This is a genomic window from Bradyrhizobium sp. USDA3010, assembly GCF_056429065.1.
On the sequence record NZ_JBWJZD010000002.1, the window covers coordinates 347,141 to 363,742 of the forward strand.

The window sequence follows — 16,602 nt, forward strand, 5'->3', positions numbered from 1 at the left end:
CTGTTACTCCACTGCTTAGGCCGGCGTGTCGCCGGAAATTTCCGCCGTGATCCCGGGACTGCGCGTGCGCAGCCGGCGCAGTCGGTCGAAAATGCCCTCAAACAGGCCGATCAGGCCGGTCGGCATCAGCACCATCACGGCCGCGATGATGATGCCGAGCCCGAGCGAGCGAAATTCGCCGATCTCGCGCATCGCTTCATCGGCGGCGACCAGCACGATGGCGCCGACCAGCGGCCCCCAGAGCCGGCCAATGCCGCCCACCACCACCATCGCGATGATGAAGAACAGCTGCGAGAACGACAGCACGCCCGGTCCGATCGCATTGAAATGCGCGGCATAGAGCCCGCCGGCGAGCCCGGTGAAGAATGCCGAGAGGCCGAATACCAGCAGCTGCATCTGGAAGCGGCTGATGCCGCGGGCCATGGCGCAGCCGGGATTGTCGCGCAGCGCGCGGAAGGCGAGCCCGATCGGGCCGCGGATGATGGCCCAGGTGAACAGCATCGTCACCGCGAACAGGGCCACCACCAGCGCGTAGTCCGCCACCAGATATTTGGCCTTGAACATCGCGCGCGTGCCGAGATCGCCGAACCGGGCAAAGCCGACGGCGCCGCCGGTCAGTTGCCGGCACTGCGTGCCAACCATGACGAAGCAGTCAGTGTCGGTGACGATCAACAGATACATCACCTGCGCGACCGCGAGCGTCAGCAGCGCGGTATAGGCGCCGCTGAGGCGCAGGCACGCCGCACCTATCACCAGGCTGAACAGCACGGTCGCAATGGCCGCGAGCGGCATGGCGGCCCAGACGTTGAGGCCGAAATAGAAGCACAGCATCGCGGTGGCGTAGCCGCCGAATCCGAACAGCGCCATCTGCGCCAGCGAGAACACGCCCGAAAAACCGAACAGCAGGTTCCACTGCGAGGCGACGATGGCATAGAACAGGCCGAGCGTGACCTGGCCGATCACGTAGCGGCTGTCGACATAGAACGGCAGCGCGACCGCCGCGGCGAGCACGACGAGGCCGATCAGGAGATGAGCGAGATCTTCGCGTTTCACATCGACCTCACAGACGCCGCACTTCGACCCGGCCGAACAGCCCGCCGGGCCGGCGAATGAGCACCAGGATCACGATGGCCAAGAGAGCCGGGAAGCCCCAGCGCGCACCGGCCAGGAACTGGACCAGCGCCTCGACGATGGCGAGGCCGAACGAGGTGATGATCGCGCCGGGCAGGTTGCCAAGCCCGGCCACCACGCACATGATGAAGGCCTTCAGCATCGGATCGGCGCCGAGCGCCGGCGAAAGCTGGGTGATCGACGACACCAGCACGCCGCAAACGCCGGCGAGCATGCCGGAGAGGATCAGGACCTGCAGATAGACCCGCGCCACCGGCACGCCCATCAGCTTCGCGGCGTCGGGGTTCTGGGCTGTCGCGCGAATGGCGCGGCCAGCCTTGCTCCGGCTGAGAAACAAGGCGGTGGCCCCCATCAGCGCGATGGCGCTGACGATGATGACGAGGTTCTGCCAGGGCAGCACGAAGCCGCCGAGATTGATCGAGCCGCCCACCGAGAGCGGTTGCCCCAGCGGCTGGCCGCCATAGAGCCGCAGCACGACATTCTCGAGCGTGAGCGCGACGCCGAAGGTCGCGATCATGATGGTGGTCTCGAAGGTCTCCGGGCTGCGCCGCGACAGCGGGTAGGCGACCAGCATGAAGATCAGCGCGCCGATCACGCCACCGACTGCGGCGGCGGCCAGCACGGCAAGCGGCACCGGCAGGCCGAGCTGGCTGGCGGCGGTGAATGCCGCATAGCCGCCGAGTGTCAACAGCGTGCCGTGCGCCATGTTGAGCATGCCGAGCGAGCCCCAGACCAGCGACAGGCCGAGCGTTGCCAGCGCGTACAGTGCGCCGGTGGTGATCCCGGAGACGATGACGGGTCCTATGATCTCCACGCGATCAGCCTCCGAGATAGGTTGCGAGCAACTCGTCGCGCTGCAGCAGGACGGACGGTTCGCCCGACCAGACGAATGCACCGTTGTCGAGCAGGTGAATGCGGTCGGCAATGTCGGCGACGCGGGCCGGGTTCTCCTCGACCAGCAGGATGGTGCGGCCGCTGGCTTTCAACCGCGCGATCACCTCGTAGATCTGCTCGATGATGATCGGGGCGAGGCCGAGCGACGGTTCGTCGATCAGCATCACGGTGCCCTTCATCATCAGCCCGCGGCCGATGCCGACCATGCGTCGCTCGCCGCCGGACAGGCTGGCGGCGATCTGGTGCTGCCGCTCGGCAAGTTTTGGCAGCAGCGTGAACACTTCGTCGAGACGCCGGGTCACTGCCGCCTGGTCGGAATCGAGATAAGCGCCCATCAGGAGATTCTCGAGCACGCTCATGGCGGCAAACAGCAGATCGCCCTGCGGCACATGAATCACGCCGCTTGCCGCGACACGATGCGCCGGCTGGCCGGAGATCACCCGGCCGTTCAACGAGATCGATCCCTTGCGCACCGGGAGCAGGCCGGAGATCGCGCGCAGCAGCGTGGTCTTGCCGTGTCCGTTCGGGCCGACCACGGTGACGAGCTCGCCTGAATTGAGCGACAGCGATACGCCGGTCAGGACGTTGCGGCCGTCATAGCCGGTGACGAGCCCGTTGACGACGAGGCAGGCAGAGCCCGGCGGTTCAGCCATGCGCGCTCAGCTCCGGCTGTTTGACGAAGAAGGCCTTGAGCCGGCTGGTGGCCGCCTTGCCCAGATAGGTCTCGACCACCGTCTGGTCGTCAGCGACCGCCGAGGGTGCGCCTTCGAAGATCGCTTTGCCGTGGTGCATGATCACCACGCGCGTCGACAGCGAGAGCAGGAAGCGCATGACGTGCTCGATCAGCAGGATCGCGATGCCCGATGCCGACAGCCGCCTGACGACGTCGGCGATGCGATCGACCTCCGACGGGCTGAGGCCGCCGACCGGCTCGTCGAGCAGCAGCAGTTGCGGCGAGGTCGCGACGGCGCCCGCGATCATCAGAAGCTTGCGGTCGAGCACCGGCAGGTCGCGCGCGATGCGCTGCCGGCCGGAGAGGCCGACGAGATCGAGCGCGGCGGCGGCGCGTTGCCGCGCGGCCCGGCTGACCGCAAAGCCCGGGAAGCGGCGGTTGGTGTCGCCGAAATGCGCGGCGACCTCGATATTCTCCTGCACCGAAAGGCTGTCGAACGCCGCGTTGAGCTGAAACGTGCGGGCGATGCCGGCGCGGCACACCTCATGCGCGGCAAGTCCGGTGATCTCGCGCCCCGCAAACAGGATGCGGCCGGCGGTGATCTCCGTGACGGCGGTGACGACGTCGAAGAATGTCGTCTTGCCGGCACCGTTCGGGCCGCCGAGGCCGACCACCTCGCCGGGGCGGACGGTCAAGGACAGGCCATCCACCGCGCGGAGCGACCCGAAGGTCTTGGTCACGTCCTCGCAGACGAGCAGCGGGCCGTTCGCCTGGTCAGGGGAGGTCACCGCGTCAGCCCTTACGCCTTGATCCACGGCGGCAGCTTCATCGCGTCGGTTGCATAGAGCGCGGGCGCGATCAGCTTGGGATCGGTGCGGTAGTCCTGATGTTGCAGGAACTGGTGCGCCATGCCCAGCGACGGATCCTTGATCTGGGTCGGATAGCAAAACGCGGACTGGCCCTTCGGATCGGCGTGGTAGATGCCGTTGACGCCGCGATAAATCAGCCGCTTCATCGCCTCCGAAATCTTGCGGGTCTGCTCCTTGTTGCTGGGCTCGCTGGCGCCGCCAGCGATCGCAGCCGAAAGCGCGTAGTGCCAGAGCCCGTCATAGGTCTGCGAGCCGGTGATGAAGGCGGCATTGGCGCCGAACTTCTCGCGATAGGTCTTGCGATAGGCCGCGGAGAACTCGTCGGGCAGGCAGCCGATCACGGTGGAATAGATCACGCCGTTGACGGCTTCCTTGCCGATCTCGCGGAAGGCGGGAAGCGACGGCCCGTATTGCATGTAGACGAGGCTCTGGGTCGGCTCGGGCAGGAACTGGGTCATGAACTGCGCCAGATCCTGCGGCAGGAAGTGCGTCACCGCGATTGCGGCCGGCGGGTCCTGGCGCAGCTTGGCGAGCGTCGGGCCCCATTGATTGGTCGGGAACGGCACCGTCTCATAGAGCCCGAGCTCGAAACCGAATTCCTTGACGCGGTCCCGGATCGCGTTGGCGATCACGATCGAGTATTCGTTCGCTGAGGGGATGATCGCAATCTTGCGGTTCGGCGGCGACCATTGCTTATTGTCGATCAGCGATTTCAGGAACAGCAGAAAGCCGGGGCCGTAGTAGAACTCGGGCGGATCACCCTGGAAGCAGGAATAATAGCGCTGCGGATCGCTGAGGAACTTGGTGTTGTGCGAGATCAGCGTGTTGTAGTGCACGAAGATCACGTCGTTGTCGGCGGCGACGTCCATCTCCACCATGTTGGTGCCGACGTTGTAGCCGTTGATGATCGCGCTCGCCGAGTGACGATCGATCAGGCGCTGCATCGCCTGGGTCACGATATCGGCGCCCATCTCCTTGGTATCCTCGATCGCGATCTGGATCGGACGTCCCAAAATGCCGCCGGCGGCGTTGATCTCTTCGGCGGCGAGCGTGAGGCCGTTCTTGAACTCGATGCCGTCAGCGGCGGCAAAGCCGGACATCGGCAAGGCCGAGCCCACCTTGACCGGGCTGCCCGCGGCGCGCGCGCCGCTGTTCAAGCTCGCCAGCATTGCAATTGAACCTGCGCCGGCGGCGACGCCGCCGAGAAGTGAACGTCGGTCGAGCATGATCGTCAGTACCCTTCGTCTCCGGCGCGGACTATCCGACGCCTCCATTTAAAGCAGGAGATGCACGGCCGCGGCTGTTGCAGCGGCTGCTGCACGAACCGTGCCATGGCATCCGGCAATCGCTTTCAGCAATCCCACCGTCAACGCGCAGCAGGCAGCCGAGTGACGAGCGCGGCAGCCGCGTCGATCACCGCGGCCTGATGCGGCTGCAATTCATTGCCGCCCCACGCGGCCATCAACGGCTCCCAGGGATCCGCGATATCGGTCTTGATGCCGGATAGTTCTTCGAGCACCGCGAGCCCGCAATAGGGCGCGTACATTTCCGAGTAGCCGCCCTCATGCGTCATCAGGATGCGGCCGTTGCACAACGTCTCGGCAGCAGCGCGCAGCATGCGCGTCATCTCGCGATACGCCGTTGACGACAGCATCATGCGGCCGAGCGGATCGACGCCCGACGCATCGAAGCCGGACGCCACCACGATCATGTCAGGTGTGAAACGATGCAGTGCCGGCAGCACGACGCGTTCGAACGCTGTGCGATAGGCGCCGATGCCGGAGCCGGGCGGTAGCGGCACGTTGATGTTGTAGCCGTCGCCTGCACCGGCGCCGTTCTCGGCAAGTGAACCGGAGTCGGGCGGAAACAGATTGTCCTGATGCAGAGAGATCGTGAGCACGCTCGGGTCTTCATAGAATACCGCCTGGGTGCCGTTGCCGTGATGCACGTCCCAATCGACGACGGCGACGCGCGAGACCTGCCCCGTGGCCTGCAGATGACGGATCGCAATGCTTGCATTGGCGAACAGGCAGAAGCCCATGCCGAGGTCGGGCCGGGCATGATGCCCCGGCGGGCGGATCAGCGCGTAGGCTGTCTCGACCGAGCCCGATGCGACCGCTTCGGCAGCAGCGATGGCGCCGCCGGCCGCGAGCAGCGCGATCTCATAGCTGCCGGCGCCGAGCGGCGTCAGGGTGCTGGCGTCGCCGCCGCCTGCGTCGCTGAGGCGCTTGATATGGGCGATATGATCTGAGGTGTGGACGCGGGCGAGCTCGCCCACCGTCGCCGCGCGCGGCTTGATCTGCACGAGATGATCGAGCAGGCCGCTGACCTCGACCAGGTTGCGGAAACGGCGCTTGGTCTCCGGGTTCTCCGCATGCGTTCCGGGTTGGATCGTCAGGCCGGGCGGAAATACCTGAGCCCAGTTGCCGGTGTTGTGCCACATGTAAAGTTCATGGCAGACGAACCCAGTAGCCATGCGAGCAATCCCTTGTCCTGGCGGCCCGAACTCGTGTTGATCTATTCGACCGCGCTGATCGCCTCGTCGAAGGTGTCCGCGATCCTGTCGGCGTGTTCGGTCGTGAAGGTCAGCGGCGGGGATATGATGAAGGTGTCGGCGAGGTTGCGGATCAGGATGCCCTTGGCGACACAGCGCTCCCAGATCCGCTGACCAAAATTCTCCGCGAGGTCGAACGGCCGCTTGGTCTCGGGATCGGCGACCAGCTCGATGCCGATCATCAGCCCCTTGCCGCGCACGTCGCCCATGTTGGGGTGGCCCTTCTGGATGTCCTTCAGCCGCGCCAGCAGATAGGCGCCGACCTTGCCGGCATTGGCCGGCAGTTCCTCCCGCTCGACGATCCGTAGATTGGCGATCGCGGCCGCGCAGGCGAGTGGATGGCCGGCATAGGTGTTGCCGTGCATGAAGGCGCGGGGCGTGAACTGCGACTTGTCGTCGGACTGGAAGGCCGCATCCACCTTCGCATTGATCAGGGTCGCACCGAGCGGGATGTAGCCGCTGTTGATGCCCTTGGCGAACACCATGATGTCGGGTTTGACGCCCCAGGCGCGGCTGCCGAACATGCTGCCCGAGCGGCCGAAGCCGGTGACGACCTCGTCGGCGATCAGGAGCACGCCGTGGCGGTCGCAGACCTCGCGCAGCAGCGGCCAGAAATTCGCCGGCGGCACGATCACGCCGCCGGCGCCCTGTACCGGCTCGGCCATGAAGGCGGCGACGCTGCCCGGTCCCTGATAGACGATCTCGCGCTCGAGCAATTCGGCGCAGAGCCGGCCGAGCGCCTCCGGATCCGATGTAAACGGGTTGCGGTAGACGTGCGGCGTCTCGACCTGGAAGAAGCCAGGCAGCAGCGGCGTGAACTGCTCCTTGTAGACATTGACGCCGCCCGCGGACAGCGCGCCCAGCGTGACGCCGTGATAGGCGCCGCGCAGTGAGATGATCTTGGTGCGCAGCGGCTCGCCGGCGAGCCGCCAATACTGCTTGGCGAGCTTGATCGCCGCCTCGTTGGCCTCCGATCCGCCGGACGAGAAGAATGCGCGGACCATGCCTTCCGGCGCGGCCAGCCGGCACAGTTCCTCGGCAAGGGCTACCGACGGGCTGTTGGTGGTGTTGCCGAAGGTTGAATAGAAGCTGAGACGATCGAGCTGCTCCATGATCGCCTGTTTGATCTCGGGGCGACCATGCCCGACATTGACGTTCCACAGTCCGGCCTGTCCGTCGAGATAGCGGCCGCCATGGCCGTCCGAGACATAGACCCCTTCGCCTCCCTCGATGCAGATTGGCGGGTTCTCGGCGAGGAAGTTGGCATTGGCGAAGGGGTAGACGACGTGACGGGTCAGCGTGTCGTTGTTGCGAGCGGCTGCTGCGGTCATGTTCCCGTTCCTCTCGACGATTGTTTTCCCCGGTTAATCCGGTGCTCATTGCCGCAAGGATAAACACAGGAGTCAAAATTGGTCAAATGACCAATTTTGTGCAACATGCAAATTTGTGCGGCACGGGATAAACAATCGTTGAGCGCATTGGAGAAGCGGATGGCAACTGCAGGACGTGAGGCGGTCGGTGCCAAAGGCGAACGGACGCGGCGCCAGATCATTGAGGGCGCCTTGCAGGCACTCGGCACCGGCGGTGTCGCGGCGACGACGACGCGCGACATTGCGGCTGCTGCCGGCGTCCGCCTCGCCACGCTGCACTATCACTTCGAGAGCAAGAGCGCGTTGCTGCTGGCGGTGCTCGAATATCTGATCGACGAGACGACCGCGGCGTTGCGCGAGGAAACCAGCGATACCGCCGACGTCGCGAACTGTATCCGCGAATCCCTGCGCGCCGGCTGGCGCTATCTCACGCGAACGCTCGAGCTGCAGATCGTGCAGTATGAACTGACGCTGTACGCGCTTCGCCGCGACGACGCGGCCGGGCTCGCAGCCTATCAGTATGACGCCTACGTCAGGGTCTATCAGGACATCCTGCAAGGCGTTGCGGTTCGAACCGGTGAGCTCGATGCGGCGGGATGCGCCGACGTTGCCCGCTTCATGCTGGCCAGTATCGACGGCTTGCTGTTGCAGGAGCTGGCGAAGCCGAACAAGGCGCGGTCGTCACGGGCGATCGAGACGCTGATCGCCGCAGCCCAGGGATTCGCGAGCAGGGTGTCGAATGATCGCAAGGCGCGAAGATAAGTGTGGAGGCGCGCGGGATCGGCATCGCATATGGCTACGGGCACGCCTCGTAGCACAGGGCGACGTGCGCCTGCCCGATTTCCGAATAATAGAATTATGCAGCTGATTTGCCCGACATGTCAAGTTGCCGTGTCGAATGCCGGTACGCCGCCGGCTCCTTTGCATGGGGTTGTTTTCGATGTTTTGGCAGTGCGCCCCTGCGGAGGCAGGCCGTGGGATGGGTAGAGCGAAGCGAAACCCATCATGTCGACGCTTGCGCAAGGCGCGATGGGTTTCGCTTCGCTCTACCCATCCTGCGCACTTCTCGACCCATCCACACAGCGTTCACCCAAAACAAAAGGCGCTTCCGATGGAAGCGCCCTTCGCATTCGTGAGGTGCCGCAAGGCTTACAGCGAGTAGTACATCTCGAACTCGACCGGGTGCGGGGTCATTTCGAAACGGGCGACCTCCGTCATTTTCAGCTCGATATAGGCGTCGATGAAGTCGTCGTCGAACACGCCGCCGTTCTTGAGGAACGCGCGATCCTTGTCGAGGCACTCGAGCGCCTCGCGCAGCGAGCCGCACACGGTCGGGATCTGCTTCAGCTCTTCCTTCGGCAGGTCGTAGAGGTCCTTGTCCATCGCCGGACCCGGATCGATCTTGTTCTTGATGCCGTCGAGGCCGGCCATCAGCATCGCGGCGAAGCCGAGATAGGGATTGGCCATCGGGTCGGGGAAACGCACCTCGACGCGCTTGGCCTTCGGGTTCGCCGTATAGGGGATGCGGCAGGACGCCGAACGGTTGCGCGCGGAGTAGGCGAGCAGCACCGGCGCCTCATAGCCCGGGACCAGACGCTTGTAGGAGTTGGTCGACGGGTTGGTGAAGGCGTTGATCGCCTTGGCGTGCTTGATGATGCCACCGATGTAGTGAAGGCAGTTCTCCGACAAATCGGCATATTTGTTGCCGGCGAAGGTCGGCTTGCCGTCCTTCCAGATCGACTGGTGGACGTGCATGCCCGAGCCGTTGTCGCCATAGACCGGCTTCGGCATGAAGGTGGCGGTCTTGCCGTAGATGTGTGCGACCTGGTGGATGCAGTATTTGTAGATCTGCATCTGATCGGCCATCAGGGTCAGCGTGTCGAACTTCATGCCGAGCTCGTGCTGGGCGGACGCCACTTCATGGTGGTGCTTCTCGACCTTGACGCCCATCTTGGCCATCGCGCCGAGCATCTCGGAGCGCATGTCCTGCACCGAGTCCTGCGGCGGCACCGGGAAGTAGCCGGCCTTGGTGCGGATGCGGTGGCCGAGGTTGCCGCCTTCATATTCAGTGGCCGAGTTGATCGGCAGCTCGGAGGAATCGAGGCGGAAGCCGGTATTGTAGGGTTCGGCCGAATAGCGCACGTCGTCGAACACGAAGAACTCGGCCTCGGGGCCGACGAACACGGTGTCGCCCACGCCCATCGACTTCACCATGGCCTCGGCCTTCTTGGCGATGCCGCGGGGATCGCGGTTGTAGGGCTCGCCGGTGGTCGGCTCGAGCACGTCGCAGGTAATGACCATGGTGGTCTCGGCGAAGAACGGGTCGATCGTCGCGGTGACCGGGTCCGGCATCAGGCACATGTCGGATTCATTGATCGCCTTCCAGCCGGCAATCGAGGAGCCGTCGAACATCTGGCCTTCGGAAAAGGTGTCCTCTTCGATCATACCGACGTCGAAGGTCACGTGCTGCCACTTGCCGCGCGGATCGGTGAAGCGCAGGTCGACGTATTTGACGTCGTTGTCCTTGATCGATTTCAGGACGTCTTTGGCGGTCTTCATGAATACCCCTTATGGATGTGCGGGTCGGTTTCCAGCGGTGAGCGACGTTATTCCCGCTTTTGGCGAGTTCGTGTGACTGCTGAAACGAAATGAGGCTGCCGAAGCAGCCCTTTTTCTCTTTTGCCGTCAGAAAATCCGGATAGCACCGGGCTCAAATAGCGTCCAGCCCGGATTCGCCGGTCCGGATGCGGATGGCTTCCTCGATGTTGGAGACGAAGATCTTGCCGTCGCCGATCCGCCCGGTCTGGGCCGCGCGGCGGATCGCGTCAATCGCCTTCTCGACCAGGTCGTCGCCGATCACGATCTCGATCTTCACCTTGGGCAGGAAGTCGACGATGTATTCCGCACCGCGATAGAGCTCGGCATGGCCCTTCTGGCGGCCAAATCCCTTGGCCTCGGTCACGGTGATGCCTTGCAGTCCGACTTCCTGGAGCGCTTCCTTCACCTCGTCGAGCTTGAAGGGCTTGATGATGGCTTCAATCTTCTTCACTGAGCGCCTCCCGGGCATTGCAGATTGCAGGGTCGAGTTCGATGCGCGTGGGGCGCAGTCTGGTTGGTCTTAAGCCTTCCGGCGGGTGGCCGGAAACACGCGCAATGGTCGCATCGAGCGGCATTGTGCGCGGCTTCCTCAAAAGCAGGGTCTATGCCAAGTTGTTAAGGTCCCCGATTTCGGAATGTTATCAGCCTTTTAACAGGCAGTCGGCTGATATCGAACCACATGGTCTATGATATCCAAGCCCAACAAATAGGCAAATAGATCAATCCGTATGCAGTCGGCCAGTAGAAACCCTGCGAACGTCACAGGAATTGCCTCTCGAAAAGGCGAAGCGATTGAGGATTCGGCATGGACGTTCTGACCACCACCGAGATGGAGCGCGCCGACCGGCTGACCATCGCAGCCGGTACGCCGGGCTTCGCGCTGATGATGAGCGCCGGCCAGGCCGTCGCTGAAGCCGCGATGGACCTGGTCGAGGAGGGGCCGATCGTCGTGGTCGCCGGCCGCGGCAACAATGGCGGCGACGGCTTTGTCGCCGCCGCCGAGCTCGCCGCGCGCGGACGGGAGGTGTCGGTGATCCTGCTCTGCGAGCGCGACAGCTTGCAGGGCGACGCGGCGCTGGCGGCAAGGGGCTGGAAATATCCGGTGCTGCCGTTCAACCCGCAGGCACTCGGCAAGCCGGCGCTGATCATCGACGCGCTGTTCGGCGCCGGGCTCAATCGCCCGGTCAAGGGTGACCCGCTGGAGATGATCGCGGCCATCAACGCCAACGGTGCGCGGGTGCTGGCGGTCGACCTGCCGAGCGGCATCAACGGCACGTCGGGCGCCGTCATGGGCGCGGCCGTGCAGGCGACCGAGACCGTCACCTTCTTCCGCAAGAAGCCTGCGCACCTGTTGCTGCCGGGCCGGATGTATTGCGGCCGGGTGCGCGTCGCCGACATCGGCATCGCGGCGCAGGTGCTCGACGAGATCAAGCCGCTGACCACCGAGAATCTGCCGCAGGCTTGGCGCTGGTCGTTCCCGGTGCCCCGGATCGACGGCCACAAATACGCGAGGGGCCACGCCGTCGTGGTCTCCGGCGATATCGCCTCGACCGGGGCGGCGCGGCTCGCCGCGCGCGCGGCGCTGCGCGCAGGCGCCGGCCTCGTCACCCTGGTCTCGCCGCGCGATGCGCTCGCCGTCAACGCGGCGGCGCTGACTGCGGTGATGGTGCGCGCGGTCGACAATCCGATCCAGTTCGCCGAACTGCTCGACGACAAGCGCCTCAATGCCTGCGTGATCGGCCCTGGTGCGGGCGTCAGCGCGCGCACCCGCGACTTCGTTCACACCGCGCTGTCGGCGCAGCGGCATCTGGTGCTCGACGCTGACGCGCTGACCAGCTTTGCCGGTTCGCCGGACCGGCTGTTCGAGGCGATCAGGGCCTCCGACGGTCTTGGGGTGGTGCTCACCCCGCATGAGGGCGAGTTTCCGCGGCTGTTCAGCGACATCTCCAACAAGCATCCCGGCCGCTCGAAGCTCGAGCGCGTCCGCGCGGCGGCCGAGCGTTCTGGCGCGGTGGTGCTGCTGAAGGGCGCCGACACGGTGGTCGCATCTCCCGATGGGCGCGCGACCATCGCAGCCAACGCGCCGCCTTGGCTTGCCACCGCCGGCGCCGGCGACGTGCTGGCCGGCATCATCGCCGGCTTCCTGGCGCAGGGCGTCGCGGCATTCGAGGCCGCCAGCATCGGCGTGTGGTTGCACGGCGAAGGCGCCAGCGAGGCGGGGCCCGGCCTGATCGCGGAGGATCTCACCGAAGTGCTGCCTTCCGTGTTCCGCCGGCTCTATGACGAGTTCGGGATTGAATATTAGGCGGCTCCAGCTTGCCGACATGGATGCCGCCGCCCGCGTGCACCGCGCGGCGTTCGACGAAGCGTTGCCGTGGCTCGCGGGCCTGCACACGCCGGATGAAGATCGCTGGTTCTATCGCGAGCGAATGTTTGTGACCTGCAAGCTGTGGGGTGCGTTCGACGGCGAGGCGATGAGCGGCGTCATCGCATTCCACGACGACTGGATCGAGCAGCTCTATGTGCTGCCGGCCGCACAGGGCCGCGGCATTGGCGGCGCGCTGCTCGAGATCGCGCAGCAGGGTGCGGACCGGCTGCAACTCTGGACGTTCCGGCGCAATGCGCGGGCGCGCCGCTTCTACGAGGCGCGCGGTTTTGCCGCGGTCCAGGAAACCGACGGCAGCCGCAACGAGGAGAGGGAGCCGGACGTGTGCTATCTCTGGGCGCGCAGGGCCGGCGGATGACATATTGATCGGATTGACTGACCCCAGGCGGATCCGGGGAACAGGACGGGGTTCACGGCTGGGCGAAAGATCGTGTGGCAATCGGCCACCATTTGAGCACTTAATGCCTGTATCGACGAGCGAAAGTACCCTCGAGCCTCGAAGCCGCGTGGTACGGACCGGAGCACCATGACGAGTCCCTGCCGCGTTCTAATGATCTATCCGAAGTTCGTTCCAGACTCGTTCTGGAACTATACGGAAGCTTGCGAACTCGTCGGCGCGAAGTATCCGGCGGCGCCGCTCGGACTGATCACCGTCGCCGCCATGCTGCCGAAGCATTGGGAGATTCGGCTCGTCAACCGTAACACCGAGCCTTCGACCGACGCGGACCTTGACTGGGCCGATCTCGTCATGATCGGCGGTATGCTCAACCAGCAGCCTGATTTTCTCCACCTGATCGATCTCGCCCACCGGCACGGCAAGCCGGTATGTGTCGGTGGGCCTGACGTCTCCTCGAGCCCGCACCTTTACGCGGATGCGGACTTCCAGGTGATCGGCGAGGCCGAACACATCATCGAGGAATTCATCGCCGCCTGGGAACGCGGCGAGCGCAAGGGCGTGTTCGTCGCCGAGAAATTCAAGATCGACGTCACGCTAAGCCCGATGCCCCGCTACGATCTGATCAAGTTCGATCATTATCTCTTTATTGGCGTGCAATATTCGCGCGGCTGCCCGTTCACCTGCGAGTTCTGCGATATTATCGAGCTGTACGGGCGCGTGCCGCGCACCAAGACTCCCGATCAGATTCTCGCTGAGCTGCAAGCGCTCTACGATCATGGTTATCGTGGGCATGTCGATTTCGTCGACGACAATTTCATCGGCAACAAGAAAAACCTCCGCATCTTGCTGCCGCGGCTCAAGGCCTGGCTGGAAGAGCGAGACTATCCGTTCGAGTTCTCGACCGAAGCCTCGATCAATATCGCTGATGACAGCGAGCTGTTGCAGGCGATGAAGGACGCGAACTTCTTCGGAATTTTCGTCGGCATTGAGAGCCCGGATCCAGAGACCCTCGTGCAGATGAAGAAAAAGCAGAACACCAGGCGCAACATCGCCGAGAGCGTTCACAAGATTTACGACTATGGCATGTTCGTCACCGCGGGTTTCATCGTCGGGTTCGATACCGAGAAACTCTCGATGGCGCAGGCGATGATCGACTTCATCGAGGAGGCGAGCATTCCAGTCTGCATGGTCGGACTGCTCTATGCGCTGCCTGGCACACAGCTGACGCGGCGGCTAGCCCAGGAAGGCCGCCTGCACGAAGGCCATGATCTCATGAAGGTCGAACAGGCGGGCGACCAATGCACGCTCGGCTGCAATTTCGACACCAAGCGTCCGCTTCGTGACATCCTTACGGATTACAAGGCTGTGCTCGGGCACGTCTACAGCCCGACAGCATACGCAGGACGGCTGTCGCGGCTTTCCGTCATGCTCGACCGGTCCCACCGGCGCCGCGATCTGCCCGATGGCGACGTGCGTACGAAGCTTGGCGGCATCGAGGGCGTGCACAGGATCATGCGGACCCTGCCGGAGGTTCGCGAGCCGTTCTGGAAGACCTTCGTCGAGGTCGCCAAGTCCAACCCAGGCGCACTGCGCTACATCGTGATGCTGATGGCGCTGTACCTGCATTTCGGGCCGTTCTCGAAGCACGTGATCGGTGAGATTGACCGCCGGATTGCAGAATTGGACGGTACGCCTCCGGTGAGGGCCACGGCGCTTGTGCAATGAGTTCATCAAGTCTGCAGTTTGATGGACGGCAAAGTCTGCCAGGGCTTCGGTTCTGATTGAATCTGGACCGAAGCTCTGGCTTCTTGTTTGAGCGGCTGGCGCGGCTCAGGCAACGTCGGTGGAGAGCGAAACGCTCTTCCAGGCATCGAATTCGGCCTGCAGCAGTTTCATTTTTTCATCGACCAGCTGCACGGCATCGCTGCCGAGCAGGAGATGCGTCGGCGGATCGGCCGACAGGGCGAGTTTCAACATCGCCTGCGCGGCCTTTTGGGGATCGCCGACCTGCCAGCCACTCAGTTCCATGCGACGTTTGCGGATTGGATTGATGACAGCGTCATAATCTCCGATCGACCGCTCCGCCCGTACCATCGATCGTCCGGCCCAGTCGGTGCGAAAGCCGCCCGGCTCGACCGCGGTGACCTTGATGCCCAAATCCTTGACCTCCTTGCCGAGGGATTCCGATATCCCTTCCAGCGCGAACTTGCTGCCGTGGTAGTAGCTGAGGCCGGGCATCGTGATGATCCCGCCCATCGACGTGATGTTGAGGATGTGCCCGGCGCGCCGCTTGCGCATGAAGGGCAGCACCGCCTGGATCATCGCCACCGCGCCGAAGACGTTGACCTCGAACTGGCGTCGCAGATCGTCGATCGATGATTCCTCCAGAATGCCCTCGTGGCCGTAGCCGGCATTGTTCACGAGAACGTCGATCGCGCCGATCCTGCGCTCGACGTCGGCGACCGCGGGCGCGATGGCCTCGGTGTCGGTGACGTCAAGAACCATGGCGTGCACGCTGGCGCCGAGCGCTTCGAATGTCCGCTTGTCATTCTCGTTGCGCACGGTGCCGGCGACGGTGTGGCCGTCGCCCAACGCTGCCTCGGCCAACGCGCGGCCGAAGCCGGACGAAACGCCCGTGATGAGGAAAGTCTTTGCCATAGGAGATGTCCTTCAGATCGAGATTGCGGACTCGATATAGGCGACTTGATTGCTGCAATAATCGGCATAGAGTGGCATGACCTGATGCAGATAATCGAACAATGCAGCATGCTGGCCTTTTCGAGCTGAACGCCGTCGTCGCGATTTCAACGCATCGCAGCTTTCGCGCGGCCGCGACTGAACTCGGCATTTCGCCCTCGGCGTTGAGCCATGCGATCGCCGCGCTGGAAAAGCGGTTGGGCGTGCGCCTCATCAATCGGACGACGCGCAGCGTCGCGCTTTCGGAGGCGGGAGAGCGTTTCCTTGCCAGGGTCAGTCCCGCGCTGCGCGAGATTGCCGGCGCGATGGAGGATGTGAACGAGTTTCGCGACACGCCCGCGGGAACGCTGCGTATCAACCTGAAGGAGCGCGCCGCGCACCAGATCCTCCGCCCGGTCGTCGCAAAGTTTCTGCGGCGCTATCCCGACATGAACGTCGAGCTGACCCTGGAGGGACGTCCCATCGATATCGTCGCGGAAGGTTTCGACGCCGGCATCCGGCTCGCCGAAGCCGTGCCGCAGGATATGGTCGCGATCCCCTGCGGCCCGGACACGCGCTTCATTGTCGTCGGCGCGCCCGATTATTTCGCGCGCTGTTCGGTGCCGCGGTCTCCGCTCGATCTGCTCGCCCATGAATGCATTCGCAGGCGGATGCCCAGCGGCAAGCGGTATCACTGGGAGTTCGAGAAGCGCGGCGGCGAGCAGATGGTGGTGGATGTCCGGGGCAGGCTGACCCTCGACAATGACAGTCTGATGGTTGAAGCCGCGCTCGACGGCCTTGGACTGGCGTTCGTCAGCGATTTTTGGGTAACAGGGCATCTCGCCGCTGGAGCCCTGCGCGCCGTGCTGGACGACTGGACGCCGCCATTTCCCGGCTTGCGTCTCTACTATCCGAGGCACCGGCACATGACAGCCGGGCTTCGTGCTTTCGTCGACATGGTGCGGGAGGAGACCAAGGTGACCGCCAGGGGCAGGGAGGTCCACTCACCCCCCGCCAAGCGATCGGGTAGTCATCGCAAGCGCACGTGAGCCGT

At 64.2% G+C, this 16,602-nt stretch carries 15 protein-coding genes; 5 read left to right on the forward strand and 10 right to left on the reverse strand.

Annotation, left to right across the window (positions count from 1 at the left end; translation table 11 throughout):
• Positions 1-15: 15 nt before the first annotated feature.
• The 7 genes from AC066Y_RS04695 to AC066Y_RS04725 all read right to left on the reverse strand — a co-directional run bounded on the left by AC066Y_RS04695 (position 16) and on the right by AC066Y_RS04725 (position 7,452).
• Positions 16-1,053 carry a branched-chain amino acid ABC transporter permease gene (locus tag AC066Y_RS04695; RefSeq protein WP_478272858.1) on the reverse strand — a complete coding sequence of 346 codons (1,038 nt, stop codon included), beginning with the start codon at positions 1,051-1,053 and terminating at the stop codon, positions 16-18.
• Positions 1,054-1,060: 7 nt separating this feature from the next.
• Positions 1,061-1,945, reverse strand: a complete 885-nt coding sequence (locus tag AC066Y_RS04700) for a branched-chain amino acid ABC transporter permease (RefSeq protein WP_478272859.1) — start codon at positions 1,943-1,945, stop codon at positions 1,061-1,063.
• A 4-nt stretch (positions 1,946-1,949) separates the two neighbouring features.
• The gene (locus AC066Y_RS04705; protein WP_478272860.1) at positions 1,950-2,678 is read right to left on the reverse strand and encodes an ABC transporter ATP-binding protein; all 729 of its coding nucleotides are present in this window, start codon (positions 2,676-2,678) and stop codon (positions 1,950-1,952) included.
• Positions 2,671-3,486, reverse strand: a complete 816-nt coding sequence (locus AC066Y_RS04710; RefSeq protein WP_478272861.1) for an ABC transporter ATP-binding protein — start codon at positions 3,484-3,486, stop codon at positions 2,671-2,673. Before AC066Y_RS04710 ends, AC066Y_RS04705 begins: the two co-directional genes overlap by 8 nt.
• An 11-nt stretch (positions 3,487-3,497) precedes the next feature.
• Entirely contained in the window at positions 3,498-4,793 is a 1,296-nt protein-coding gene (locus AC066Y_RS04715) for an ABC transporter substrate-binding protein (RefSeq protein ID WP_478272862.1), read from the reverse strand.
• A gap of 140 nt (positions 4,794-4,933) precedes the next feature.
• On the reverse strand, positions 4,934-6,043 hold the full coding sequence (locus tag AC066Y_RS04720) for a class II histone deacetylase (RefSeq protein ID WP_478272863.1): 1,110 nt from the start codon (positions 6,041-6,043) through the stop codon (positions 4,934-4,936).
• 41 nt (positions 6,044-6,084) lie between these two features.
• A complete protein-coding gene (locus tag AC066Y_RS04725) occupies positions 6,085-7,452 on the reverse strand; it encodes an aminotransferase class III-fold pyridoxal phosphate-dependent enzyme (RefSeq protein WP_478272864.1) in 1,368 nt (455 codons plus the stop codon).
• A 159-nt stretch (positions 7,453-7,611) separates the two neighbouring features.
• Here AC066Y_RS04725 and AC066Y_RS04730 point away from each other — a divergent pair, with 159 nt between their 5' ends.
• Positions 7,612-8,253: a TetR/AcrR family transcriptional regulator gene (locus AC066Y_RS04730; RefSeq protein ID WP_478272865.1), complete on the forward strand. Its 642-nt coding sequence runs from the start codon at positions 7,612-7,614 to the stop codon at positions 8,251-8,253.
• Positions 8,254-8,640: 387 nt separating this feature from the next.
• Here AC066Y_RS04730 and glnA read toward each other — a convergent pair whose 3' ends face one another.
• Both glnA and AC066Y_RS04740 read right to left on the reverse strand, forming a co-directional pair.
• Positions 8,641-10,050: a type I glutamate--ammonia ligase gene (gene glnA, locus AC066Y_RS04735; protein ID WP_478272866.1), complete on the reverse strand. Its 1,410-nt coding sequence runs from the start codon at positions 10,048-10,050 to the stop codon at positions 8,641-8,643.
• Between the two features lie 151 nt (positions 10,051-10,201).
• On the reverse strand, positions 10,202-10,540 hold the full coding sequence (locus tag AC066Y_RS04740) for a P-II family nitrogen regulator (RefSeq protein WP_011441447.1): 339 nt from the start codon (positions 10,538-10,540) through the stop codon (positions 10,202-10,204).
• 354 nt (positions 10,541-10,894) lie between these two features.
• On the opposite strand from AC066Y_RS04740, the gene AC066Y_RS04745 reads away from it, so the two are divergent.
• The 3 genes from AC066Y_RS04745 (at position 10,895) to AC066Y_RS04755 (ending at position 14,597) form a co-directional block, all read left to right on the forward strand.
• Positions 10,895-12,394 carry an NAD(P)H-hydrate dehydratase gene (locus tag AC066Y_RS04745; protein WP_478272867.1) on the forward strand — a complete coding sequence of 500 codons (1,500 nt, stop codon included), beginning with the start codon at positions 10,895-10,897 and terminating at the stop codon, positions 12,392-12,394.
• On the forward strand, positions 12,369-12,833 hold the full coding sequence (locus AC066Y_RS04750; RefSeq protein WP_478272868.1) for a GNAT family N-acetyltransferase: 465 nt from the start codon (positions 12,369-12,371) through the stop codon (positions 12,831-12,833). Before AC066Y_RS04745 ends, AC066Y_RS04750 begins: the two co-directional genes overlap by 26 nt.
• 168 nt (positions 12,834-13,001) lie before the next feature.
• Positions 13,002-14,597 (forward strand): B12-binding domain-containing radical SAM protein, encoded by a 1,596-nt coding sequence (locus AC066Y_RS04755; RefSeq protein ID WP_478272869.1) that lies wholly within the window; start codon positions 13,002-13,004, stop codon positions 14,595-14,597.
• Positions 14,598-14,702: 105 nt separating this feature from the next.
• Here the strand turns inward: AC066Y_RS04755 and AC066Y_RS04760 are convergent, their stop codons facing one another.
• Complete coding sequence (locus tag AC066Y_RS04760) at positions 14,703-15,530, reverse strand: oxidoreductase (RefSeq protein WP_478272870.1); 828 nt, start codon at positions 15,528-15,530, stop codon at positions 14,703-14,705.
• Between the two features lie 101 nt (positions 15,531-15,631).
• Here AC066Y_RS04760 and AC066Y_RS04765 point away from each other — a divergent pair, with 101 nt between their 5' ends.
• On the forward strand, positions 15,632-16,597 hold the full coding sequence (locus AC066Y_RS04765) for a LysR family transcriptional regulator (protein WP_478272871.1): 966 nt from the start codon (positions 15,632-15,634) through the stop codon (positions 16,595-16,597).
• Positions 16,598-16,602 lie beyond the last annotated feature (5 nt).

Coding starts and splice junctions, on each gene's coding strand:
- AC066Y_RS04745 (WP_478272867.1), top strand. CDS start 10,895: ATGGACGTTCTGACCACCACCGAGATGGAGCGCGCCGACCGGCTGACC.
- AC066Y_RS04750 (WP_478272868.1), top strand. CDS start 12,369: ATGACGAGTTCGGGATTGAATATTAGGCGGCTCCAGCTTGCCGACATG.
- AC066Y_RS04715 (WP_478272862.1), bottom strand. CDS start 4,793: ATGCTCGACCGACGTTCACTTCTCGGCGGCGTCGCCGCCGGCGCAGGT.
- AC066Y_RS04705 (WP_478272860.1), bottom strand. CDS start 2,678: ATGGCTGAACCGCCGGGCTCTGCCTGCCTCGTCGTCAACGGGCTCGTC.
- AC066Y_RS04765 (WP_478272871.1), top strand. CDS start 15,632: ATGCAGCATGCTGGCCTTTTCGAGCTGAACGCCGTCGTCGCGATTTCA.
- AC066Y_RS04720 (WP_478272863.1), bottom strand. CDS start 6,043: ATGGCTACTGGGTTCGTCTGCCATGAACTTTACATGTGGCACAACACC.
- AC066Y_RS04755 (WP_478272869.1), top strand. CDS start 13,002: ATGACGAGTCCCTGCCGCGTTCTAATGATCTATCCGAAGTTCGTTCCA.
- glnA (WP_478272866.1), bottom strand. CDS start 10,050: ATGAAGACCGCCAAAGACGTCCTGAAATCGATCAAGGACAACGACGTC.
- AC066Y_RS04760 (WP_478272870.1), bottom strand. CDS start 15,530: ATGGCAAAGACTTTCCTCATCACGGGCGTTTCGTCCGGCTTCGGCCGC.
- AC066Y_RS04725 (WP_478272864.1), bottom strand. CDS start 7,452: ATGACCGCAGCAGCCGCTCGCAACAACGACACGCTGACCCGTCACGTC.
- AC066Y_RS04730 (WP_478272865.1), top strand. CDS start 7,612: ATGGCAACTGCAGGACGTGAGGCGGTCGGTGCCAAAGGCGAACGGACG.